Source organism: Pseudomonas sp. AC247 (assembly GCF_979258015.1).
Map to the genome: position 1 here is coordinate 356215 of NZ_OZ409829.1, position 21796 is coordinate 378010.

16 protein-coding genes, 1 tRNA gene and 3 pseudogenes are annotated in these 21796 nt (G+C 59.1%); 10 read left to right on the forward strand and 10 right to left on the reverse strand.

Annotated features, from left to right (window positions below; translation table 11 throughout):
• Positions 1-74: 74 nt before the first annotated feature.
• The 6 genes and pseudogenes from ACZZ0B_RS01735 to ACZZ0B_RS01760 form a co-directional block, all read left to right on the forward strand.
• Positions 75-761: pseudogene (locus ACZZ0B_RS01735) on the forward strand (PAS domain-containing protein); the annotation flags it as partial.
• A gap of 102 nt (positions 762-863) precedes the next feature.
• Positions 864-1301, forward strand: a pseudogene (locus ACZZ0B_RS01740) (methyl-accepting chemotaxis protein); the annotation flags it as partial.
• 179 nt (positions 1302-1480) lie between these two features.
• The gene (locus ACZZ0B_RS01745; RefSeq protein ID WP_463544245.1) at positions 1481-2092 is read left to right on the forward strand and encodes a flavin reductase family protein; all 612 of its coding nucleotides are present in this window, start codon (positions 1481-1483) and stop codon (positions 2090-2092) included.
• A 92-nt stretch (positions 2093-2184) separates the two neighbouring features.
• Positions 2185-2745: a DUF2975 domain-containing protein gene (locus ACZZ0B_RS01750; RefSeq protein WP_008079576.1), complete on the forward strand. Its 561-nt coding sequence runs from the start codon at positions 2185-2187 to the stop codon at positions 2743-2745.
• A gap of 7 nt (positions 2746-2752) precedes the next feature.
• Entirely contained in the window at positions 2753-2974 is a 222-nt protein-coding gene (locus ACZZ0B_RS01755) for a helix-turn-helix domain-containing protein (RefSeq protein ID WP_463544246.1), read from the forward strand.
• An 81-nt stretch (positions 2975-3055) separates the two neighbouring features.
• A complete protein-coding gene (locus tag ACZZ0B_RS01760) occupies positions 3056-3688 on the forward strand; it encodes a LysE family translocator (RefSeq protein ID WP_463544247.1) in 633 nt (210 codons plus the stop codon).
• 136 nt (positions 3689-3824) lie between these two features.
• Here ACZZ0B_RS01760 and ggt read toward each other — a convergent pair whose 3' ends face one another.
• Positions 3825-5657 (reverse strand): gamma-glutamyltransferase, encoded by a 1833-nt coding sequence (gene ggt, locus ACZZ0B_RS01765; protein ID WP_463544248.1) that lies wholly within the window; start codon positions 5655-5657, stop codon positions 3825-3827.
• A 269-nt stretch (positions 5658-5926) separates the two neighbouring features.
• Between ggt and ACZZ0B_RS01770 the strand changes: the two genes are divergently transcribed.
• A complete protein-coding gene (locus ACZZ0B_RS01770) occupies positions 5927-7027 on the forward strand; it encodes a DUF2817 domain-containing protein (protein WP_463544249.1) in 1101 nt (366 codons plus the stop codon).
• Between the two features lie 212 nt (positions 7028-7239).
• Here ACZZ0B_RS01770 and ACZZ0B_RS01775 read toward each other — a convergent pair whose 3' ends face one another.
• Together ACZZ0B_RS01775 and ACZZ0B_RS01780 are read right to left on the reverse strand one after the other, a co-directional pair.
• Positions 7240-8397, reverse strand: a complete 1158-nt coding sequence (locus tag ACZZ0B_RS01775) for an MFS transporter (RefSeq protein WP_440094308.1) — start codon at positions 8395-8397, stop codon at positions 7240-7242.
• 48 nt (positions 8398-8445) lie between these two features.
• A complete protein-coding gene (locus tag ACZZ0B_RS01780) occupies positions 8446-11361 on the reverse strand; it encodes an aldehyde dehydrogenase family protein (RefSeq protein WP_463544250.1) in 2916 nt (971 codons plus the stop codon).
• A gap of 569 nt (positions 11362-11930) precedes the next feature.
• Here ACZZ0B_RS01780 and ACZZ0B_RS01785 point away from each other — a divergent pair.
• Both ACZZ0B_RS01785 and ACZZ0B_RS01790 read left to right on the forward strand, forming a co-directional pair.
• Positions 11931-12233 (forward strand): annotated as a pseudogene (locus ACZZ0B_RS01785) (DUF2817 domain-containing protein); the annotation flags it as partial.
• A gap of 190 nt (positions 12234-12423) precedes the next feature.
• Positions 12424-12816 carry a helix-turn-helix domain-containing protein gene (locus tag ACZZ0B_RS01790; RefSeq protein ID WP_463544251.1) on the forward strand — a complete coding sequence of 131 codons (393 nt, stop codon included), beginning with the start codon at positions 12424-12426 and terminating at the stop codon, positions 12814-12816.
• Positions 12817-12889: 73 nt separating this feature from the next.
• Here the strand turns inward: ACZZ0B_RS01790 and ACZZ0B_RS01795 are convergent.
• The 6 genes from ACZZ0B_RS01795 to ACZZ0B_RS01820 all read right to left on the reverse strand — a co-directional run bounded on the left by ACZZ0B_RS01795 (position 12890) and on the right by ACZZ0B_RS01820 (position 18502).
• A tRNA-Met gene (locus ACZZ0B_RS01795) sits at positions 12890-12966 on the reverse strand.
• Positions 12967-13052: 86 nt separating this feature from the next.
• On the reverse strand, positions 13053-14507 hold the full coding sequence (locus ACZZ0B_RS01800; RefSeq protein WP_463544252.1) for an amidase: 1455 nt from the start codon (positions 14505-14507) through the stop codon (positions 13053-13055).
• A gap of 60 nt (positions 14508-14567) precedes the next feature.
• Positions 14568-15614, reverse strand: a complete 1047-nt coding sequence (locus tag ACZZ0B_RS01805) for an ABC transporter substrate-binding protein (protein WP_463544253.1) — start codon at positions 15612-15614, stop codon at positions 14568-14570.
• A 27-nt stretch (positions 15615-15641) separates the two neighbouring features.
• On the reverse strand, positions 15642-16448 hold the full coding sequence (locus tag ACZZ0B_RS01810; protein WP_034156044.1) for an ABC transporter permease: 807 nt from the start codon (positions 16446-16448) through the stop codon (positions 15642-15644).
• On the reverse strand, positions 16448-17368 hold the full coding sequence (locus ACZZ0B_RS01815) for an ABC transporter permease (protein WP_008079565.1): 921 nt from the start codon (positions 17366-17368) through the stop codon (positions 16448-16450). Before ACZZ0B_RS01815 ends, ACZZ0B_RS01810 begins: the two co-directional genes overlap by 1 nt.
• Positions 17369-17383: 15 nt before the next feature.
• On the reverse strand, positions 17384-18502 hold the full coding sequence (locus ACZZ0B_RS01820) for an ABC transporter ATP-binding protein (RefSeq protein WP_463544254.1): 1119 nt from the start codon (positions 18500-18502) through the stop codon (positions 17384-17386).
• Positions 18503-18728: 226 nt separating this feature from the next.
• Here ACZZ0B_RS01820 and ACZZ0B_RS01825 point away from each other — a divergent pair, with 226 nt between their 5' ends.
• A complete protein-coding gene (locus tag ACZZ0B_RS01825; protein WP_463544255.1) occupies positions 18729-19631 on the forward strand; it encodes a LysR substrate-binding domain-containing protein in 903 nt (300 codons plus the stop codon).
• Here ACZZ0B_RS01825 and ACZZ0B_RS01830 read toward each other — a convergent pair.
• Complete coding sequence (locus ACZZ0B_RS01830; RefSeq protein WP_463544256.1) at positions 19624-21681, reverse strand: methyl-accepting chemotaxis protein; 2058 nt, start codon at positions 21679-21681, stop codon at positions 19624-19626. The two genes, ACZZ0B_RS01825 and ACZZ0B_RS01830, sit on opposite strands and share 8 nt — an antisense overlap.
• Positions 21682-21796: the final 115 nt, after the last annotated feature.

The window sequence follows — 21796 nt, forward strand, 5'->3', positions numbered from 1 at the left end:
TGAAGCAAGAGCTGGCCGCTCTTCGTGAAGAACTCTCCAGCCTTGTACAAGTGAAGGAAAGCCTGGAAAGCGAGATGCTGGTGCTGAACCTTGAGCCCGATGGCCGGGTGCAGTCAGTCAACCAGAACTTCCTCAACGAGATGCTCTACAAGAGCCACGACCTCATTGGTCGGGCGATTGAAGACATCGTACCGGTGCATGTGAAGTCCGACGATTTCCATCATCGCTTCAAGAACGCCTTGACCCGCGGCGAGCATTTCGCCGGGGCCATTCGCCTGATGCGCGGCAATGGTGAAGAGGCGTGGCTGCGCTCGATTGTGCAGCCGGTGCGCTCTTCGGATGGGCGGATCAAGCACATCTCGATCTTTGCCAGTGACCTGACCCGCACCATCGAAGCGTCTCGCGAACACGAAAACCTGATCGGCGCGCTGGTGCGTTCCACGGCAGTAATCGAGTTCGATCTCAATGGCAATGTGCTGAACGCCAACGACCGCTTTCTCAACGGCATGGGCTACAGCCTGGCGCAGATCAAGGGCAAACATCACCGCATGTTTTGCACGCCGGAGGAGTACAACAGCGTTGATTACCAGAATTTCTGGCGGCGTCTGAACAATGGCGAATTCGTGGCTGAACGGTTCAAGCGAGTCGACAGTCATGGTCGTACGGTCTGGCTGGAAGCGTCCTACAACCCCGTGGTCGATGCCAACGACAAACTGTACAAAGTAGTGAAGTTCGCCACGGTGATCACCGATCAGGTGAACCGCGAACAAGCCGTGGCCGAAGCCGCCAACATTGCCTACAGCACGTCGCAGCAAACCGACAGCACCGCCCAGCGTGGCACCACGGTGGTGACCGAAGCGGTGAACGTGATGCGCGATTTGTCCAGGCACATGCAAACCGCCGGGGAAGGCATCGAAGCGCTGAACGAGCAGTCGCTGGTGATCGGCACCATCGTCAAAACCATCAGCGGGATTGCCGAGCAGACCAACCTGCTGGCGCTCAACGCGGCCATCGAAGCCGCGCGGGCGGGTGAGCAGGGCCGTGGCTTCGCGGTAGTGGCCGATGAAGTACGCCAACTGGCCTCACGTACCAGCCAGGCGACCGACGAGATCGTTGGTGTGGTGCGACAGAACCAGGAAATGGCTCGCAACGCCGTGGCGCTGATGACCGACGGCAAGCTCCAGGCTGAACAAGGCCTGGCGCTGGCGGCAGAGGCGGGCACGGTGATCGTCGAGATTCAGGACGGCGCGCAGAAAGTCGTCAACGCCGTCGGCCAGTTCGCCAACCAACTCTCGCACTGAAGCCCCACCCAATCCCTGTAGGAGCTGTCGAGTAAAACGAGGCTGCGATCTTTTGATCTTAATGTTGAGGTCCAAGATCAAAAGATCGCAGCTTTCCGCCGCTCCTGCAGGTTTTTCACCAGCAGATATTTCGATGCTGGCGCTACAATCGGCTCCTTTTCTCCCCGGAGCAGATCCCCATGAGCGATTCCCACCGCCGCCCGGTTCCCCTCAACAAAGCCTACCGGTTGCTCAACCACGGGCCGACCGTATTGGTCAGTGCCGCCCATGACGGCCAGCGCAATATCATGGCCGCCGCCTGGGCGATGCCGCTGGATTTCGAACCGCCGAAAGTTGCCGTGGTGCTCGATAAAGCGACCTGGACGCGGCAGTTGCTCGAAGCATCGGGCACTTTCGTCCTCAACGTACCGTGCGCACAACAGGCCGATATCGTGCAAACCGTCGGCACCACTTCCGGTCTGGATCTCGTTGGCAATCAGGGCCACGACAAGTTTGAAGCGTATGGCCTGCAAACTTTTGCCGGAGATCTCCTAGACGCGCCGCTGCTCGACGGCTGCGTTGCCTGGCTTGAATGCCGGCTGCTGCCGGAGCCGCACAACCATCAGCAGTACGATCTGTTCCTCGCCGAAGTGATTGCCGCTCACGCCGATGCGCGCGTATTCAGCGAAGGGCGCTGGCATTTCGACGGCCACGATTCACTGCGCACGCTGCACCATGTGGCGGGCGGGCATTTCCTCACCATCGGTGATGCGCTGGATGGCAAAGTGCTGGAGGCGAAACCATCGGTGTGAAATATAAATTAACGTTTTGCAGTAATTAATTATTGTTTTACGATAATTTTATCGTTTATGGTTTGTCTCACATTCATTCTGTGAGGCATCCCATGACTTCCGTTTCTCTCGCGCAATTCAGCCGTCGCATGGCCACGATCACGCTGCTGCTGATCATTCTCATGCTGGTACTCAACGCCGCAGTCTGGTTATTCCCGACGCTGGGCAGCAAGGACGGTCTGGGCCTGGGGTTCGCGTTGAGCGAACGCCAGCTCTCGGACATGACCAGCGCCGCTGCGGTGTTTCCGTGGTGGCAAACCCTGGGCGCCATCGTGCTGTCGAGTATTCCCCTGATCGCACTGGCCTTTGGTTTGAAAGCGCTGCGCCGTCTGTTCCAGTGTTATGCCATGGGTGAGTATTTTTCCACTGAAGCCGCCGGTCATCTGGGCAAGGTCGGGCGCGCCGTGGCCCTTTGGGTACTGCTGGATTTTCTCTGCGAGCCAATGCTCAGTCTGTGGGTTACGCAAAACGCACCGGTCGGCGAGCGAATGGTGACCTTGAGCGTCACGGCTTCCACCTTCGTCGCGCTGTTCATGGCCGGCTGCATTTCGATCATTGCGCGCATCCTGTCGCAAGCCAGCGAAGTGGACTCCGAAAACCGTACTTTTATTTGAGATCGCCATGTCTATCGTGATTCAGCTGGATGTGATGCTCGCCTTGCGAAAAGTCAAATCGAAGGATTTGGCCGCAGCCATCGGCATCACCGAGGCCAATCTGTCGTTGCTCAAGCAGGGCAAGGTCAAGGGCCTGCGTCTGGCAACTCTGGACGCCATCTGTGAATACCTGCACTGCCAACCCGGCGACCTTTTGATACGCGTGCCGGATGGCGAACCTGCTGTTTAAAAGCAGTGTTCAACCCATGGCAAAACGCTGTGGGATGCTGCAAGGTATGGGGCATTGTCGAATCAATCAGGCACATGCCCCATGGATCTCTCAACTGTGAGCTACTTTGCTCCACTGCTGTCGCTGGCGCTGTTGTGGACAGTCGCGGTGATCACGCCGGGGCCAAACTTCTTCAATATCGCGCAACTGGCCGTCAGCCGTTCGCGGCGCCATGGCGTCGTCGCCGCACTTGGCGTGGCCAGCGGCACGGTGCTGTGGGGCTTGGCTGGCGGGCTGGGCATCCAGTCGTTGTTCAGCGCCGCACCGACGCTGTACCTCAGTTTCAAGATCGCGGGTGGCTGCTACCTGATCTACCTCGGCCTCAAGCAATTCAAGCGCAAAGCCGCTGCCGCGCCGGGTACGCTGGATGCGTCGCAGCAAACACTGCGCGGCGCTTATGCCCGAGGATTTCTCGGCAACATGACCAACCCGAAATCGGCACTGTTTGTCGCCACCATCTTCGCTACCGCAATGCCGGCACACATACCGCCGTTATTGCTGGCGCTGGCGGTGCTGACCATGGCCACGCTGTCATTCAGCTGGTATTGCAGCGTAGCGCTGTTCTTCGCCAGCCACCGGATGGCAAGTATTTACGAACGCTCGCGTAAGTGGCTGGATCGACTGGCGGGTGGCTGCTACTTGCTGTTTGGCGCGCACTTGGTGGCGAGCCGTTGAGCGAAAACAGGCTGAACGAACAGAACTTGTGGCGAGGGAGCTTGCTCCCACCGGGGCGCGAAGCGGCCCCAATCTTGAATCCAGGAGCAGGGCCTGCTGCGCAGTCCAGCGGGAGCAAGCTCCCTCGCCACAATCCTCAATCCCCCAAAGCTTCGCCTTCACGCCGCGGATCCGCGCCACCTTCAAGCGTTGCTTTGCCCTGCGCATCCTTGACGCGCACGATGGCCTGAGTGCCGCTGGTCATGTCGATTTCGTTCACGGCATGTCCCTTGTCTTTCAGTGCCTGAATCAGCATCGGGCTGAACTGGCCTTGCTCCAGTTCGGTCGGGCCGTTGCGGCTGCCGAAGTTGGGCAGGCTGATGGCGCTTTGTGGGTCGAGGTTCCAGTCGAGCAGGCCGATGGTGGTTTTTGCCACGTATTCGATGATCTGCGAGCCGCCCGGTGAGCCGACGCTGGCGAGGAATTCGCCGCTGTTGCGATCGAAGATAAGCGTGGGAGCCATCGACGAGCGTGGGCGTTTGCCGGGTTCGACGCGGTTGGCGACTTTTTGGCCGTTCTCTTCAGGGATAAAGGAGAAGTCGGTCATCTGGTTGTTGAGCAAAAAACCCTGAACCATCAGGTGCGAGCCGAACGCTGCTTCGATGGTGGTGGTCATCGACACGGCACCGCCGAGGTCATCCACCGCGACGACTTGTGACGTCGAGATACGCAGTGGCGAACGGTCGGGCGCGTATGCCACCTGCACACCCGGCGGTGTGCCAGGTTTAGCGGTGCCCATGCTGCGCTCGCCGATCAGGCTGGCGCGGCTGGCCAGGTAACCCGGGTCGACCAGGCCTTTCACTGGTACAGGAACGAAGTCAGTATCGGCCACGTATTGCGCACGGTCGGCGTAGGCCAAACGTTCAGCTTCGGCGATCAAGTGCACCGCTTGTGGCGCGGGTTCAATGCCGGCGGGTTTGTCAGTTTTCACCGGTTTCAGTGGGGTGAGTGACAAGCGCGGATCGCGGGTTTCCAGCGCCTGCAAGGTGCCGAGAATCTGCGCCACCGCGATGCCGCCCGACGACGGTGGCGGCATGCCGCATACCTGCCAGCGTTTGTAATCGGTGCACAGCGGCGCGCGTTCTTTGGCTTGATAGTGCTGAAGATCGTTCAGCGACAGGCTGCCGGGGTTGGCATGGCCCTGCACTTTGGCGACGATTTCTTCGGCGATCGGGCCTTTGTACAACGCATCGGCACCTTCATTGGCGATGCGTTTGAGCACGGCGGCCAACGCTGGATTCTGCAAGCGCGTGCCGACGGCTTTGACGCTGCCATCAGCGTTGAGGAAATACTTGGCCATGTCGGGCGAATGGCGGATCACCGGGTCTGATTCCAGCAGCGAGTGCAAACGCGGCGAAATCGCAAAGCCTTGCTCCGACAGTTTGATCGCCGGTTCAAACAGCTTCGCCCAAGGCAGGCGACCGTGTTGTTTATGCGCCAGCTCGAGTGCACGCAATACACCCGGCGTACCGACTGAGCGACCGCCGATCTGCGCCTGCGGGAACGACATGGGCTGGCCGTCAGCGCGCAAGAACAACTTCTCGGTAGCGCCGGCCGGTGCGGTTTCGCGCCCGTCGTAAGTGCGCACCTGTTTACCGTCCCACAACACGATCATCGCGCCGCCACCGATGCCGGAGGATTGCGGCTCAACCAGCGTCAGCACCGCTTGCATCGCAATCGCCGCATCAATCGCCGAACCGCCCTGACGCAACATCTCGCGCCCTGCTTCAGCGGCCAGCGGATTGGCAGCAGCGGCCATGTGTTTGCTGGCGTGACGGGTTTGCAGATTGGTGCGAAAGCCCGAGGCCGCCTCTGGCGCGAGTGGCAAAGTCGAGGAGGGCGGGGCGTTGCAGGCGGTGAGGGTCAGGGCGCTGATGATCAGTGTCAGGGCAGGCAGGCGAAAGCGCTTCAAGGGCAAGGCTGAAAACACGCGGGCTCTCCGTCCGTGGATTAAAAGTCTGAGGGACTTTATCGACCGCTCGGTCGCGACGCAAACCGGTGGGCATTTTTGTCTTTCTTTTCGGGGCGGATGTTCGCTAGGGTCAGCGTCAATTGACTGACCGCACACGTCCCCCTGTAGGCCTTCGCCTGCTCGCGATAGCGGTGGGTCAGTCAGCAATGATGTTGGATGTGATGACGCTATCGCGAGCAGGCGAAGGCCTACAGAGGTCAAACCATAAAAATCACAAGAGGCCAAGAATGCACAGCGAGTTCCCCACCGACTCCACTTACCGCAATCAACGCGAACAGTTCCTGGCCGCCGCCAACGCCGCCGGCGCCACGCTCACCTCCTACGCACATCCGCGCTGTGGGCCATTTGGCGAACCGTTGAGCACCGACGTCGCTGTGCTCGGTGATCCACAGGCCAAACGCCGATTGGTAGCGCTCAGCGGTACTCACGGCGTGGAGGGGTATTACGGTTCCGACTGCCAAATCGATTGGCTGAAAGATTTCGTCCCTGGCTCCCTGCCCAAGGATGTCGCGGTGGTCATGGTGCATCTGATCAATCCATGGGGCACCGCATGGCTGCGCCGGGTCAACGAAGACAACATCGACCTCAACCGCAATCACCTGGATTTCACCGTGCCGCTGCCGGACAACCGCGCGTACGCCGCACTGCATGAAATCTACGCCTGCACCGAACTGAACGGCGCCGAGCGTCAACTCGCGGATGCCATGCTCGATGCGCAAATCAACGAACACGGCTGGCCAGCGGTAATGTCGATTGTCGAGGGCGGTCAGCACAGTCATCCCGACGGACTGTTTTACGGTGGCCGTGCGCCGAGCTGGTCGAATCGCACGTTGCATCAAATCATCGAGGCGCACCTGGCTGGCGCTGAAACCGTGATGTGTTTCGACCTGCACACCGGCGCCGGCGAATACGGTCATCCGATGTTGCTGACGATTACGCAGGCACCTTACCCGGCACTCGCGCAAGCTCAGGCAATTTACGGCCAATGGCTCTACACCCTGCACACCGGCGCCGACACGTTGAGCGAAACCGGAGTGGCAGCGACGGCTACCGGATACACCTCGCAGGCGTTGCTCAATGCTTTACCGGATGTGCAGTTGATGCCGTTCGTGATCGAGTGCGGGACCTATCCGGGCGCGGACGTGCACCGGCATTTGCGTGATGACCATTGGCTGCATCTGCACGGCGATCCACTGGATGCAACGGGGAGGGCGATCAAGCTGAATCTGCTCGAACAGTTTTATCCAGCCGATCCTGACTGGCGCGCGATGGTCGGTTTGCGCACCCGGCAGATCTGGGCCAAAGGTCTGGCGGCACTGGCTGACTAATCGTGGCGAGGGGATTTATCCCCGATGGACTGCGAAGCAGCCCCAATGTTCATCCGGTAAAAAAAGGTCGGTTCGTTTCCCATCGGGGATAAATCCCCTCGCCACAACGGGCATAAAAAAACGGCCTGCCTTGCGGTAAGCCGTTTTCAGTACGTGTAAAACGTCGAAAAAACCGACGGCGCCGAAGAAAAACTCCCCGGCCTCAGCGTTTTTTATCGCAACGCTTTCACCCTGACTGTCCTTCTGAACAGCGGCAACGCGAACAACACAAACAGCGCCGCCGCAGCAGACAGCGCTAACGGCAGGCCGTGGGCGCTGGTTGTCATCGCTGCGCTGCTGACCAAGGGCCCGAGCAAACTGCCGACCCCCCATAAAAAACCGGCGCTGGCATTCGCGGTGACCAGGTCGGGGCCCTTGAACCCTTCGCCGATCAGAATGATCGCCAGGGTATAAACGCCGCCAGCAACGGCGCCGAGTACCACAAGGCTTGGCCAGAGCAAGAGGGGATAGTTCATCAACCACGGCAAGCAGACACCGATGGCCAGAGAAAGCACACCGCACCCCAAATAGACAATCGGCCTGGCAACGTTGTCCGAGAGCCAGCCCAGCGGGAACTGGAAGGCCGCGTCACCGAGCAGAATCACCGTCACCATGAGCGCAGCGAATTTGATCGCATAGCCGTGATCGGCAGCGTAAACCGGAAACATCGAGAGGATCACGCTATCGAAAAACGAGAAGAAAATGATGCCCATACACAGCGCCGGCGCCACTTGAATGAAGCCCAGCACCGAGAACGTCTTGCTTTCCGAATGCCCGTGATGCTCCTTTTGCCTGGGCAAGGTGAACCAGATCATCCCTAGCGCCAATAGATGTCCGCCAATCACCACACTGATCACCTGGGGGCCAGCAGTGCCGAAGAGAGCCACCATCCCGGGCCCCAGTAGCTGGAACACCGTAAAGCAGGTGGTGTAGATCGCGACAACCCGGCCTCTGTAATGGTCCTCGGCGATTTCATTCACCCAGGACTCCCCCAGAATAATGATCACCCCCGCCGCCAGCCCCATCGCAAACCTGGCCAGTGCCAGGGCGTACACCGTCGAGGCGAAGAACTCGACGGCGGCCACGCTCAGGGTCGACAGGGCGAAACAGCCCAAATAAATATGTCGACGGCTCAGCCGCTGGCAGATCCAGTCCACCAGAAAGGCCGACAGCATCATTCCGGCTGCGGGCAGTGCCGACATCACGCCGATATGCACAGCCGACGCTCCCGCCTGGTACAGGCGCAACGCAACCACTGGCACGGTCGAACCGATACATAACCCGACAATGGAAACGCCGAGTACCAGCGCCGCCAACAATAATCTATTCATTCATCACACCTCAGGCTCACTGCCCATCGATAGCTGGCCCGCGCACGCTCAAACCGCCACGAGATGCTCGTGGATATCCCGTTGAGGCAACGTCGGTTTGGCAATTCGCACGCCGTTCACATACAGGCAGGACGCCGCGACCCCATACCCGCCGTAAGGGTTGTAGCCCTTCTCCACGACATGCAGGTCGGTGTTGTTCAGCACCGTCTCCGCGGCATGTTTGCCTGACGCCACCAGCTCGTCGATGTAGCCACTGCTGCCAAACAACGATACGTACATGGAATTGGGGGCATAGAGCGGATGTTCGAAGTAGCCCGCCAGCTCGCTGTCATCTGCATAAGGTTGAACGAAGAACACGGGGGCAAAAAACTCTTTGTAGTTGCCGCCCAGCGACAATGGCCGCTCGAACACGGTTGGACGTATCAACCCGCTGATCGGATTGATCTCGCCGCCATACGTACAGTGTTCGCGATACTCCTTGAACATCTTCACCACTTTCAACGTATGGTCAGGGTCGCTATTGGGGCCGACGATGTTCTCTTTGCGTGCGTAATCGCCCACATAGTCCTCGCACTTGACCAGCTCTTCGCGCAGCCGACGGATGAACTCACCGTAGACCTGGCGATGCACCATGATGCTGTTGGGACCGGCGCAATCCTGTCCCTGGTTGTACAACACCACCCGCAGCGCACTTTCGATCGCGGTGTCGATTGATGCATCTGCCGACACCACCAGTGGGTTATGGCCCGCCCCGTTGAGGATGAACAAGGTGCGCTTGAGGTAGGACTTTCTGACTTTGGTCGCGTTTTCCGGCGTGCCGGTAAAAATAACCACATCGGACATCGCAGCGGTCTGGCTGACGAACGTTTCTTTGTCGGCAAAAGAGACATTCAGGTTCGGAAAGAAGCGCTCCAGCTGCAACGACTCCAGCAACTTCCTGTAGTGCGAGTGCATCGCCGTCGGCGGTCGAAGCCAGGCTGAATCGGCCAGCAATGAAGGAATAATGCCAAAACAAGTCGTGGCATAGATCGGCTGGTTGAGCGGCAAGTAACTGGTCACGCAACGCACCCGGCGTTCAAAGAAAGGGCTGTTAAGCGCCAGGCACTCAAGAAACTCGACACACCGCTCAATCTCATCCACCGCCACGTTGTAGCATTCGAACCCCGAAAGGCTCTCGGCAATCGCCTCACTGTTGCTTCGAAGATGTTGTGCAAACGCGGCGGCACGGGCTTTGACCTCTTCGAAATCGATGGCTTCCAGCACTTGCCGGGCCTCTGGTGGCCTTTCGATCGTGACCATCGGGCGCGAAACTTCGGACAACTCGGTGGTGGCTTGATTGAACTGCACTTCGCTCATGGTTTCACTTTCCCTGTATTGAGTTGCCTGTTTGATCCGTGATTCGAGTTGCGCACTAAAAGCTTGAACACCCAGACGATTGACGTACCCGTGGAGTCGCGGCCCGCTTTCCTCGCCGAACAGACAGGCGTAAAGCATCCGGTAGGCATCGCCGTGACTGGCGACGCCAACCTGATCGAAGATTTGCGTTATCTGTTCGCGAGTAACCGGTCCTGGGTGGACCGCCAGTTGTTTGAACTGCTCCGACATCCGATAGAGCACCGGCTCCCCGTTCTTGTTGAGCATCCGTGGCAGGAAAAGTGGGGCAACTCGTTCCTGGTAATAGGTAAATGCTTTCTGGACCACATCGGTAAAGCCGTCATCCGCCACGATGTCCTGTCGGGTTTTGTCGTGCTGGAGCAGGTAGTGGTAAGCCGCATCAATGTTTTCTGGATGGCAGGCAGTAAATATGTTCAGCATCCGCTGATAGGTGGTGCGACGCTTGCCATGGCGCGGTGGGCGATGGAAATAACCGACGGGATTGTCATCGTCGCCCTCGACCATGCGCGCATGGTCAGCCCGGTAATGGTCATAGGCCTTGATCGACACCTCGGGGTGGAAGCGCGTGGTGCGATAAGGGTTGTTGAACATGAAATGCTGCAACGCCCCCTCGGGCATGTATTTGTTCACTTGCTCCAGAGAAAAGCCGTTGCCTTTGCTTTTGGATATTTTTTTGCCGGCGATGTCGGTAAACAGCCCGTACTTCATCAGGATCGGAGCTCGCACATCCAATACCTGGCAGATATCGCGCACCGTATTCGCCGAGTCAGTCAGGTCTTCGCCATGCATTTCAAAAGCAATATTGCGGTGAATCAGGCGCATTGCCCAATCGGCCTTCCATTGCAACTTGCAGTGACCATCCAACACTGAGGTGGTGATGTCTTCGCCAATCGGCTCGTCGGCGTAGTACTCCTGTGACGTGATGCTGTACTCCTCGCCTGGCCGGTTGATCAGCAGGTCTGGCGGGATCTGATAGACAATTTCGCCGCGCTGCACATCCACATGCCGAACCACCAGATGCTCGATGATCCGCCCTGAAAAGCGCGAAACGGGCATGAACATGCTGTAGCTCTTTCTACGGGTAATTCCCAGACGTGAGGCCACGACCTGATTGATCGCCTCCATTCGAGAGAGAAACTGCTTGATGGTCGAGTTGTAGTAACCGGATCGATAGAGCGCACTGTTTTCAATCAACTGATAGTCGAGCGCATAGGGCATCAGTGCCTGATCAAGTCGAGCGTTAATGCCTGCCGACAGACTGCCCGCCTGTTCGAAAGGGTCGGGAATATCGCACAGCGGTAGCCCCAGACTACTTTGCAGGAGCTGCGGCTGAGGGAATGTTCCAGGTACTTTTCGCAGCGCGTCCAGATCGTCGGAAACAATAAACAGCCGGGTTTCCTTGCTGGATATTTTCTCGAAGGCGGTTTTTACGATGCTGACGCGCAACACCTCACACAACGTTCCGATATGGGGAAGCCCGGAGGGTCCGAAACCTGCGCCGAACGCGACGACCCCATTGTTATCGGCAGTTCTTTCCTGAATTTGCCGAGCAAGACTCTTCCACCACATGCAGTGAACTCCCTGTTAGATGCATCAAAAGACCCGCCCCACCCAAGTGGACGTCCCGTTAAAAAGGCTCAGGCAATCGCTGACAGGCAGGCCAAGGCACCCGGCCAGTTATCAGGAAGGCAATAGGTTCAATAACGACTTAGCGTTTTTGGGGGGGAGGAGAGAAAGTAAAGGCAAACAAAATGCTGCGACGACGACTGTTCGCAACATGGCTATCGAAAAGGGCGATATCCGGGCGGACATGCGCGATGAGTCGATGTGGGCTCAATAAGGAAGGGAACATGAGAGTATCAATAACCAGATATTCGCAAACGCTTCTACCTACGCGTTCGCCGTGTTCGATTACAGGCAGGCAACAAAACGCCTACCAACCCTTGTAAAAATGAAGCTCCTGATCTGGTACTGATGTGTGCCGTCATCCGACTCAACCTTGAGAAATGACTGACACGATCAACGGAAACAGCCTACGTCAGCGGCTCATCAGAAATCAATCCCCCGGACATTAACCCCACCAGACAAAACCACAAGGGTTCATTCTGCTCTGGAGAGTGCGTCCGATTGCCTGACGCGAAACCGGAGTGGCAGCGACGGCTACCGGGTACACCTCACAGGCGTTGCTCAATGCTTTACCGGACGTGCAGTTAATGCCGTTGGTGATCGAGTGCGGGACGTATCCTGGGCCGGATGTGCATCGTTATTTGCGCGATGACCAGTGGCTGCATCTGCATGGCAATCCGCCGGATGCGACGGGGAGGGCGATCAAGTTGAATCTGCTGGAGCAGTTCTATCCGGCCGATCCGGAGTGGCGCGAGATGGTCGGTTTGCGCACTCGACAAATCTGGGCGAAAGGGTTGTCGGCGTTGGCTTGCTGAAAAGGCATTTCGCGCCTGTAGTACCTCGCCCCCGACCTAGCGGTTGTTCTGCATTTCTCCTACAAACCTTTCAGGTCGACAACTTACGCGCCTTTACCTGAGGATGTTTTCTGTTGTTTTTCCAGGATGGATTTCAGATGAAAAGGATGAGTCCGTTGCCAATCAACTCTATTTTCAGTCGGCCATTGTCATGAGTATTTCCAATGAGGACCGTGATTTTCTGGTGGCGCTGGGCAGTCGCATTGCTCACTTACGCACAGTGCACGAGATCACACAGACGCGGTTTGCACGGGCCTTAGGTCTTTCCCGGCAAACCTTTCAGGGCTACGAGGAGGGCACGCGCAGCATGCCGGTCACGACACTGGTGAAGATGGCATTTGCGCTTCGCGTGCCTGTTGAGGACCTGCTTGGGGTGCCCTCGTACACGGAGACGCCCAGACGCAGCTTGACCTCGACATGGTATCGACGCCTGCAGTCCATCAATGAGCTTTCGAAGGTTCAACAGAAGGTCATTGCGCAGATGCTCGACGCCCTGATCGCACAGGCAGCGACCAAAGCGAGCGACGAAGAGAAGGATGTTTGAAGTGACAGATCACTTCGACTTTTCTCGAGACATAAAAAAACGGCCTACCTTTCGGTAAGCCGTTTTTAGTACTTGGTGGCTACACAGGGACTTGAACCCCGGACCCCAGCATTATGAATGCTATGCTCTAACCAACTGAGCTATGTAGCCAAGTGGCGCGCATTATTCCCCTGAAATGGAAAAGCGTCAAGCGTAAATTTAAAAATTTTTTCTACGCTTTCAACCGTTTATCAAAATCACCGGCTGAGCAGCGGCGAAGGGCAGCGTTGGAACCAGCGGCTGGCCTGCTCATACGCGTGCGCCAATTGCAGGACAGCGAAGTCGGCCTGGTGCTTGCCGATGATCTGCAACCCCATCGGCAAACCGTCCGCATTGAACCCCGCCTGGACGTTCGCAACCGGGCAACCCGACAAAGTGCCGGGAATCACGACTTCCATCCAGCGGTGATACGTGTCCATCGCCACGCCCTCAATCGACGTCGGCCAAGGCTGGGTTTTATCGAACGGGAACACTTGGGCGCTGGGCAATAGCAGGTAATCGTACTTTTCGAACAGCCGAGAAATCGCCCGATACCAATCGCTGCGAACCACTGAGGCGGCGAACACTTCGCTGGCCGACAGCTTCAGGCCGTTTTCCACTTCCCAAATCGCTTCCGGCTTCAACAATGTACGCTTCTGTGGATCGGCATACGTCGCGCCCAACGACCCCGCGACCATCCAGTGCCGCAACGTCCGCCAACTGCTCCACAGCCGCTCAGGCGCGAAATCCGGCAGAACGGACTCAACGTGGCAGCCGAGGCTCTCAAAGTCGGCGAAGGTCTTCTCACACAGCGAGAGCACGCCTTGCTCCATCGGCAGATACCCACCGAAATCGCCCAGCCAACCCAATCGCGTGCCTTTGAAATCACGCCCCAGCGGCGCTGCAAACGCCTCACCGGATTCAGCGATGGACAGCGGCGCCCGCGCATCACTGCCAGCCTGCACCGACAACAGCAACGCCGCATCTTTCACACTGCGCGCCATCGGCCCTTCGTAACCGAGCTGATCAAAAAACAGATCGGCACTGTCATCAAACGGCACACGTCCCTGCGACGGGCGAAAACCAAAAATGTTGTTGAACGCCGCCGGATTACGCAGCGAACCCATCATGTCGCTGCCATCCGCGACGGGCACCAGATGCATCGCCAGCGCCGCCGCCGCGCCACCGCTACTGCCGCCCGCCGTCTTGCTCGGGTCGTACGCGCACGCGGTGGCGCCAAACAACGGGTTGTAACTCTGCGAACCGAGGCCGAATTCCGGAGTGTTGGTCTTGCCGATAATGATCGCGCCGGCAGCTTTGATCCGCTCGACCATAATGCCGTCGCGCTCAGGCACATAGTCCTTGTACAACGGCGAACCCAGCGTGGTGCGGATGCCCTGGGTCAGTGACAGATCCTTGATCGCATGGGGCAGGCCATGCATCCAGCCCCGGTATTCGCCACGCGCCAGTTCGGCATCGCGTTCGTCGGCCTGGGCCAGCAGATGTTCCGGCGATTGCAGGCTGATCAACGCATTGACCAGCGGGTTGAAACGTTCGATATGGGCAAGGTAAGTCTGCATCACTTCCCGGCAGGAAACCTGGCGCAGGCGGATGCGTTCGGCGAGCGCGTGGGCCTGCAACAGGACCAGTTCGCTGATGTTATTAGAGTTCATTGCAAGCGGCCTTTCAGACGGCTGGAAAAACGCCCCGCCAGTGCGACGGGGCGGTAGCGATCAACGCATCAGGTTGGTCCAGAGACGGTCAGCGAGGCGGATCGCGCCTTCACCGCAGGTCCTGCTGAACACCACGTTGGTGCCCTCGGGAATGTGCAATTCCGGCGCGTCCTTGAGCGCTGCGTCGAGGAACGGTTCGACGCCTTTGATCGGGCTCTGGTGCTTGAGGAAGTTCTGCGTCATCGCCGAGTTTTCCGGCTGACTGAGGAAGGCGATGAACGCCTTGGCATTCGCCGGATTTTTGCTGCCGGCAGGGATGACCATGTTGTCGACCCAGGCCAGCACGCCTTCTTTCGGGTAGAGGTATTTCAGCGTCGGTTTCATCTCACGGGCACGCATCGACGAACCGCCCCAGAACATCGACATGTCGATTTCACCCGAGGCGAGGTTCTCGCGAATCGAGCCGGCCTTGGAGCTGTAGGTTTTCACGAACGGCTTCTGCGCCTTGAGCAGCGTCAGCACTTGCTGCATCTGTTTCGGGTCTTCGCTGCACAGCGGAATGTTCAGGTACAGGCTAGCCATGTCGACCATGTCGCTGACCGAGTCGAACATGTTGATGCGCCCCTGCAGCTCGGCTGGCGGCTCATACAAAACCTTGTAGCTGTCGGCCGCGCCTTTGTAGCGCGCGCTGTCGAGGACGACGCTGGTGGTGCCCCAAATGAACGGCACCGAATACGCGCCCTCCGGGTCCCAACTCGGTTTTTTCAAGTTATCCACAACGCTGGCGTAGTAGGGCTCTTTGACCGGGTCGAAGCGTTCCAGCAGGTTTTCCTTGATCAGAATCGGCACGAACTGGTGCGACGGAATCGCCACGTCATAACCGGCGCCACCCTGTTTCAATTTCGCCAGCAGCGTCTCGTTGGAATCGTAGGAATCGACGGTGACTTCGATACCGGTCTGCTTCTGGAACTTGGCGAGAATCTCCGGCGAAAAGTAGCCGCTCCAGCTCACCACGTTGAGTTTTTCGGCGGCCTGAACGCTGCCCGTCATCGCCAGCGGCACAGTCAGGAACAACGAAGTGCCAACGCTTTTTATCCACTTGCTCATGTTATTTCCCCACAGGTCGTAGAAGGTTCAGGCGTTCTTTTTGCCCAACAGGTAAGAGAGGCTGACGAACAGCACCGAGACGCCGAGGATCAGCGTCGACACGGCGTTGACGTCGGGTGTCACGCCCATGCGCAGCAGGCCGAAGATGAAGATAGGCAGGGTCGTGGTGCCGGCCTGCGAGACCATCATCGAGATCACGAAGTTATCCAGCGAGACGATGAAGGCCAGCATCAGCCCGGAGAAAATCCCTGGCATCAGCAGCGGCAGAGTGACCTTGCGAAAGGTTCGCCAAGGCCCGGCATACAGGTCGGCCGAGGCTTGTTCCAGCGACAGGTCCATGTCGTTCAATCTTGCGCGAATCGGCAGGTAGGCGAAGGGAATGCAGAACACCGTGTGCGCGATGATCAGGTTGCCGTAACCCAGCGACAGACCGATGGTCGAGAACAGTGCCAGCGTCGCCACACCGACGACAATTTCCGGCAACACCAGCGGCAACATGATCGCGCCCATCGACAATTGCAGACCCTTGAACTTGGCGCCGCGCGAGGTGCCGAGAGCGGCGAGGGTGGCAATCGCCGTGGCGATCATGCTTGCGCAGACGGCGATCAACAGGCTGTTGCCGGCGGCCTGGCGCAAGGCCTGATTGGCGAACGCGGCGCGATACCAATCGAGGCTGAAACCGGTCCACACCGTCGCCGATTGGTTGGCGTTGAAGGAGAACACCACCAACACCACGATCGGCGCGTAGAGGTACAGATAGAACAGAAAACTGAAGCCGCCGAAGCCGGGAAAGTCCTGCACACCCAGCCCTTTGCGTTTGAAAATCCCGATCATCACGCACCTCCTTTGGCGATGCGCTGGCGCTCGGCGCGCAGGGCATAAACGGTCAACACCAGCATCACCGCAGCCATCAGCACCAGCGACAACGCCGCGCCAAACGGCCAGTTACGCGCATCGCTGAACTGCCGGAAAATCAGGTTGCCGAGCATCATCCGCGTGCCGCCACCGAGCAGTTCCGGGGCGATCATCGCGCCCAGGCACGGCACGAAGGTGAGGATCGCGCCAGCGAGAATGCCCGGTTTGGCGATTGGCAAGACGACTTTGCGCAAGGTGCGTATGCGTCCGGCGTAGAGATCCTGCGCGGCTTCGAGCAGGCGGATATCCATCTTTTCCAGCGTTGCGTAAATCGGCAACACCACGAACGGCGCATAGGTGTAAACCAGCCCCAGCAGCACCGCGCCGTCGGTGTACAACAACTGCAATGGTTCGTGGATAACGCCCATGCCCATCAGGCTGTTGTTGATCACTCCGGTGTTACGCAGCAGCAGAATCCACGCGTAAGTGCGGATCAGCAGGTTGGCCCAGAACGGCACGGTGATCAGAAAGATCAGCAAGCCGCGACGATGCGCCGGCTGCATCGCCAGCCACACGGCGACCGGAAATCCGATCAGCAATGTGATGATCGTGGTCAGCCCGGCAATACCGATCGAGCGCAGGGCGATGAGCAAATACGAGTCGGCAAAGGCGAGGCTGTCGTCCAGTTGGCGCTCGAACAGCAGCGAGGTGTAGGCGTCACTGCTGAAGACTTTATTGACCCCGCCGTAGGGGTTGGCCTCCATCAGCGAATAGCCGATGACGATGAGAATCGGCACCACCAGAAACAAACAGATAGCGATCAGCGCCGGGCTGACCCCGAGGAAACTCTGGAAGGCTTTGCGCCGCTCCAGCGTGTTGGCAATCGGTAAGGCGTGCATGGCAATTCCTCCGGCTCAATCGTGCAGGACGCTGGCGCTGCCCTGGTCGAACAGCAAACCGGCCTGGGAGCCGACCGCAAAGCGCAGGCTTTGGTCGACGCAATTGGGCGTACGCACGGTGAGGCGCGAACCGTCGCTGAGGCTGACCTGATATTGCAGATCAGTGCCGAGATAGATCTGCGCTTCGATCCGGCACGGCAGCGCGGTTTCGTTAGCCGCTGGCACCAGATGCAGACGCTCAGGTCGCACCGACAGGCTGACGTTGGTGCCGACCTGCACATCGCTGCACGGTTGCGCGGGCAGCGGATGCCCGGCAGGCCCGGCGAACCACGCCTTCCCGTCCTCAACGCGAGTGACGGTGCCTTCGATGAAATTGGTTTCGCCGATGAAGTCGGCGACGAAGCGATTACGCGGGCGTTCGTAGATATCTTCAGGCCGACCGACCTGCTGTACTTCACCTTCGGAAAGCACGGCGATGCGGTCGGACATGGTCAGCGCTTCTTCCTGGTCGTGGGTGACGAAGATGAAGGTGATACCGGTCTTGGCCTGGATGATTTTCAACTCTTCGCGCATCGCCTGACGCAGCTTGAGATCGAGCGCGGAAAGCGGCTCATCGAGCAACAGCACTTTCGGATGCGGTGCCAAAGCGCGGGCGAGGGCGACACGTTGTTGCTGACCGCCCGACAGCTGCGCCGGTTTGCGATTAGCGAAGCGCTCCATCTGCACCAGCGCCAGCATCTCGCGCACACGCTCGGCGATTTGCGCCTTGGTGAGGACTTTGCCCATCGGCTGTGATTCAAGACCGAAAGCCAGGTTTTCGGCGATGGTCATGTGCGGGAACAGCGCGTAATGCTGGAACACTGTGTTGACCGGACGTTGGAACGGCGGGCGATCAGCGATGTTTTCGCCGTAGAGGAGAATCTCGCCTTCGGTGGGAAATTCGAAACCGGCGATCATCCGCAGCAGTGTGGTCTTGCCGCAGCCGGACGGGCCGAGAAGGGTGAAGAATTCGTTGTCGCGGATATCCAGGTCGATGCTTTTCAGCGCCACCGGACCGGTCTGCGGATCACCGTAAACCTTGCGCACTGAACGGATCGAGACCGCCAGCGTTTGCAGCGAATGCAGGGCATTCATGCGTTACCTCCGATTCCCCCATCGCCTGCGACTCGCTTGGAAAAACGTTGCCGTCGGGCCATGGATATTATTTTTTTGGGCAGGATCGAGATTGCGTTCGGGTGTGTAACCAGCTGTTTTTTTGTTTTGCTGTGGCTCGATTATCAGCCAGGGGTTGCGCGGCGCGACACTTCAATTTAAACATGGCAGGTGTTAGTTAATTTAACAGCCGAAGGTGCCAGGAATCATGCCCGACCACCGTTTGCCGCCGCTCAACGCGGTGCGCGCCTTTGATGCCGCTGCGCGTTTGGGCAGCTACGTCGAAGCCTCGAAAGCCCTGCACGTGACCCAGCCTGCGATTGGCCGCCACGTGAAATTGCTCGAGGACTGGTTGGGCATTCAATTGTTCGAGCGCACCTCGCGCGGAGTCAACCTGACGCCGGCGGGGGACAAGTACCACCGCAAGATCAGCGCCGCTTTGCAGTTGATCATTGAAGCGGGCAAGGAAGCCCGGCCGAAAGATGCTGAGCGCTGGCTGCGGATCATGGTGGTGCCGGGTTTCGCCAAGCGCTGGTTGATGCCTCGGATCGAAGCGCTGCGGCATTTGCGCCCGGGATTGAAACTGGCGATCGAGCCCAATTCGACCTTCACCGAAGTGGACGGAAAGAGCGCCGATCTGGGCATCGTTTACGGCCTCGATGGGCAATACGCCGACTCACGGGAAGCGCTGATTTGCCCACGGGTATTCCCGATCTGCACACCGGCGTATCTGGCCAGCATCGCCCCGATCAGCAGTCCCGCTGACCTGGTCAGAAACGATCTGATCCACGTCGATGACGGCGAATGGTGGAACCTGTGGTTCGCCGCGCACGACCTCGATATTCATCTCAATTCTGACATGCTCTACGTCAACAACGATCACGCGCTGTCGGTGGCAGAGAGCGGGCAGGGCATCGCGCTGGCCAACGAGGTGCTGGTGCGTCATGAACTGGCCAGCGGCAGACTGGTGCGTGCGGTCGATGCTGAGGTGAAGCTTGAGAGCTATCGAGTGCTGACGCCGTCCGCCGAACTCTCGGCGGATGTGGCGTGGTTTATTCAATGGCTCAAGGCTGAACTGGAAACGGACTTCCCCGAAGCCGTGATCAACTGAGGCGGAAGCGTGCGGTGTTGTCGCTTAGCGCCTTGCTGCCTTGGCTGAGGGTGTCTGCGGCAAGATTCACTGCGCGTGCGCCTTCGAGCAAACGTACGGCGGCCTGATCGACCTGCTGGATATTGCCGCTGACCTCATCGGCGGTACTCGCTTGTTCTTCAACGGCTGTGGCGATCTGCGCCAGGGTATCGGTGACGCTCTGCACGGCGCTGGCGATTTCGCCCAGGCGTTCACCGAGACCGGTGACCGACTCGGCATCGGTTTGCGCCTGGCCGCACGCCGCTTCCATCAAGCTCACCGCTTCGTTGACCGTGGCGCGCAAGCTGTCGACCGTACCGGCGATCTGCGCGGTGGATGATTGCGTACGTTGCGACAGGCTGCGCACTTCATCGGCGACCACGGCGAAACCGCGACCTTGTTCACCGGCACGCGCAGCTTCAATGGCCGCGTTGAGCGCGAGTAGATTGGTTTGCTCGGCAACGCCGCGAATAGTGTCGACCACCAATTGAATCTGCTGGCCTTGCTCGCTGACTCGACCGAGTGCCGCTGCGGTGTCGTTCAAGCGTTGATTGAGCTGCTGAATACTCGCCGTGGTGCGTTGGCTGTCGCGGCTGCTGTCAGCAGCGATGCGCTGGGTGTGCTGAGCGCTGCCTGAGGCCTGTTCGCAGCTTTGCGCCACGCCTTGCGAGGTCGCGGCCAATTGTGTGGCGGCCGCGGCGATCTGGCTGATCTGCAACTGTTGCGCCTCGACTTCGCCGAGGGCGCCGCTGGAGTGCTCGTTGAGGCTGCGCACGGCATGGCTCAACTGCGAGGTCTCGTGATCGACGCCGAGCATGCTCGTGCGCAGTTGCACCACGGCCACGTTGAGCGCAGTGCTGATCGCCGCCAACTCATCGCGGCCCACCACCGGCACTTGCAGGCTCAGGTTGCCGTCACGCAGAGCTTCGGCGAGCAGGGTGATGCCGCTGGCGCTGCGGCGAATCGAAGCTTGCAGGCAGATGAACAGATACAGCGCCGCGAGCAGCAAGCAGCCGAAGATCGCCGCGACGAGGATGAACTGACGGATCGCCGAGCCGTGATAGGCGTCAAGTCGCTGATCCAGCGATACCAGTGATTGCTGGCGCAGGGCGGCGAGATCGGTCAGCAGGGCATCGAGGTTGCGCTCGAAGTCGTCCGGTTTGAGCGTGATGCTGCCGCCGAACACGCCGTCGTCGAGCACCTTCAGGCCGCTGTCGAGACGTTTCAGGCTGTCGTGGTATTGGCTGGCCCAGGTCTGTTGATCTTTTGGCAAGCGTGCTTCGAGCAGCGTGGCGGTTTTCACCAGTTGTTCGCGGGCATCGCCGATGCGGCTGCGCAGGTCGCGTAATTGCAAACGGCTTTGCAGGGTGAATTGGCCGGAGACCACCGAGGCTTGACCGACGGCGGCGAGGCGGCCGACCCGTTCGATCAGGTCCGGCGCGTGTTGCGTGGAAATCTGCGTCAACAGGTAGGTTTCCAGCCACGGCGCGAGGGTCAGGCGATTGTCCATGACGATCTGTTCGCGCAACGCCTGCAGAGCGCTGAGGGCGTTGGTGAAACGATCGTAACCGTCTGGCCACCAGCCGACGCTGCTGAGGCTTTTCGAGTCCAGGCCATTGAGCGCGGTTTGCAGCGCCTGAAAGCGGCTGAGGGTTTCGCCTTCGGCACCTTCGTTTTTCAGCGCGTTACCCAAGTCCGTGGTGGCTTGCACAACTGCCGGTTGCACTGTGTCGAATGCGCCCATGGCGGCGAGGGTAGCGGGCGTCGGCTGGCGATTGGTTTCCGTGGCGCGCCAACGGGCGGCGCGATCACGTTGGGCGGCGAGCAGGTTGTCCAGCGCATCCAGCGCCAGCAACTGGCGCACGCCGGCACGTTCGCCGGAAATCAGATTGAGCTTGTCGCGATAGTCTTGGCCGATCATCAGCAGACTGCCGGCCAACGGCAGAATGAACAGCAGAAACAACAACTGGAATTTACCTGCGAAGCCAAACCGCCCCAGCAATTTGATCCCCGGTGAAAGGAAAGCCTGCATGCCCCATGACTCCTCTGGACACCACGCACCAATGGCGTGCATCGCGGTCGTGCGACCTGGATGTTGTGCCCTGCTAAAAGGCCTCGAAAGTTCACTCTCGCCCGCTCTGTAGGCC

Excerpts from the sequence above, each read along its gene's own strand:
- ACZZ0B_RS01745 (WP_463544245.1), top strand. The coding sequence starts at position 1,481 with ATGAGCGATTCCCACCGCCGCCCGGTTCCCCTCAACAAAGCCTACCGG.
- ACZZ0B_RS01750 (WP_008079576.1), top strand. The coding sequence starts at position 2,185 with ATGACTTCCGTTTCTCTCGCGCAATTCAGCCGTCGCATGGCCACGATC.
- ACZZ0B_RS01755 (WP_463544246.1), top strand. The coding sequence starts at position 2,753 with ATGTCTATCGTGATTCAGCTGGATGTGATGCTCGCCTTGCGAAAAGTC.
- ACZZ0B_RS01760 (WP_463544247.1), top strand. The coding sequence starts at position 3,056 with ATGGATCTCTCAACTGTGAGCTACTTTGCTCCACTGCTGTCGCTGGCG.
- ACZZ0B_RS01770 (WP_463544249.1), top strand. The coding sequence starts at position 5,927 with ATGCACAGCGAGTTCCCCACCGACTCCACTTACCGCAATCAACGCGAA.
- ACZZ0B_RS01775 (WP_440094308.1), bottom strand. The coding sequence starts at position 8,397 with ATGAATAGATTATTGTTGGCGGCGCTGGTACTCGGCGTTTCCATTGTC.
- ACZZ0B_RS01780 (WP_463544250.1), bottom strand. The coding sequence starts at position 11,361 with ATGTGGTGGAAGAGTCTTGCTCGGCAAATTCAGGAAAGAACTGCCGAT.
- ACZZ0B_RS01790 (WP_463544251.1), top strand. The coding sequence starts at position 12,424 with ATGAGTATTTCCAATGAGGACCGTGATTTTCTGGTGGCGCTGGGCAGT.
- ACZZ0B_RS01800 (WP_463544252.1), bottom strand. The coding sequence starts at position 14,507 with ATGAACTCTAATAACATCAGCGAACTGGTCCTGTTGCAGGCCCACGCG.
- ACZZ0B_RS01805 (WP_463544253.1), bottom strand. The coding sequence starts at position 15,614 with ATGAGCAAGTGGATAAAAAGCGTTGGCACTTCGTTGTTCCTGACTGTG.
- ACZZ0B_RS01810 (WP_034156044.1), bottom strand. The coding sequence starts at position 16,448 with ATGATCGGGATTTTCAAACGCAAAGGGCTGGGTGTGCAGGACTTTCCC.
- ACZZ0B_RS01815 (WP_008079565.1), bottom strand. The coding sequence starts at position 17,368 with ATGCACGCCTTACCGATTGCCAACACGCTGGAGCGGCGCAAAGCCTTC.
- ACZZ0B_RS01820 (WP_463544254.1), bottom strand. The coding sequence starts at position 18,502 with ATGAATGCCCTGCATTCGCTGCAAACGCTGGCGGTCTCGATCCGTTCA.
- ACZZ0B_RS01825 (WP_463544255.1), top strand. The coding sequence starts at position 18,729 with ATGCCCGACCACCGTTTGCCGCCGCTCAACGCGGTGCGCGCCTTTGAT.
- ACZZ0B_RS01830 (WP_463544256.1), bottom strand. The coding sequence starts at position 21,681 with ATGCAGGCTTTCCTTTCACCGGGGATCAAATTGCTGGGGCGGTTTGGC.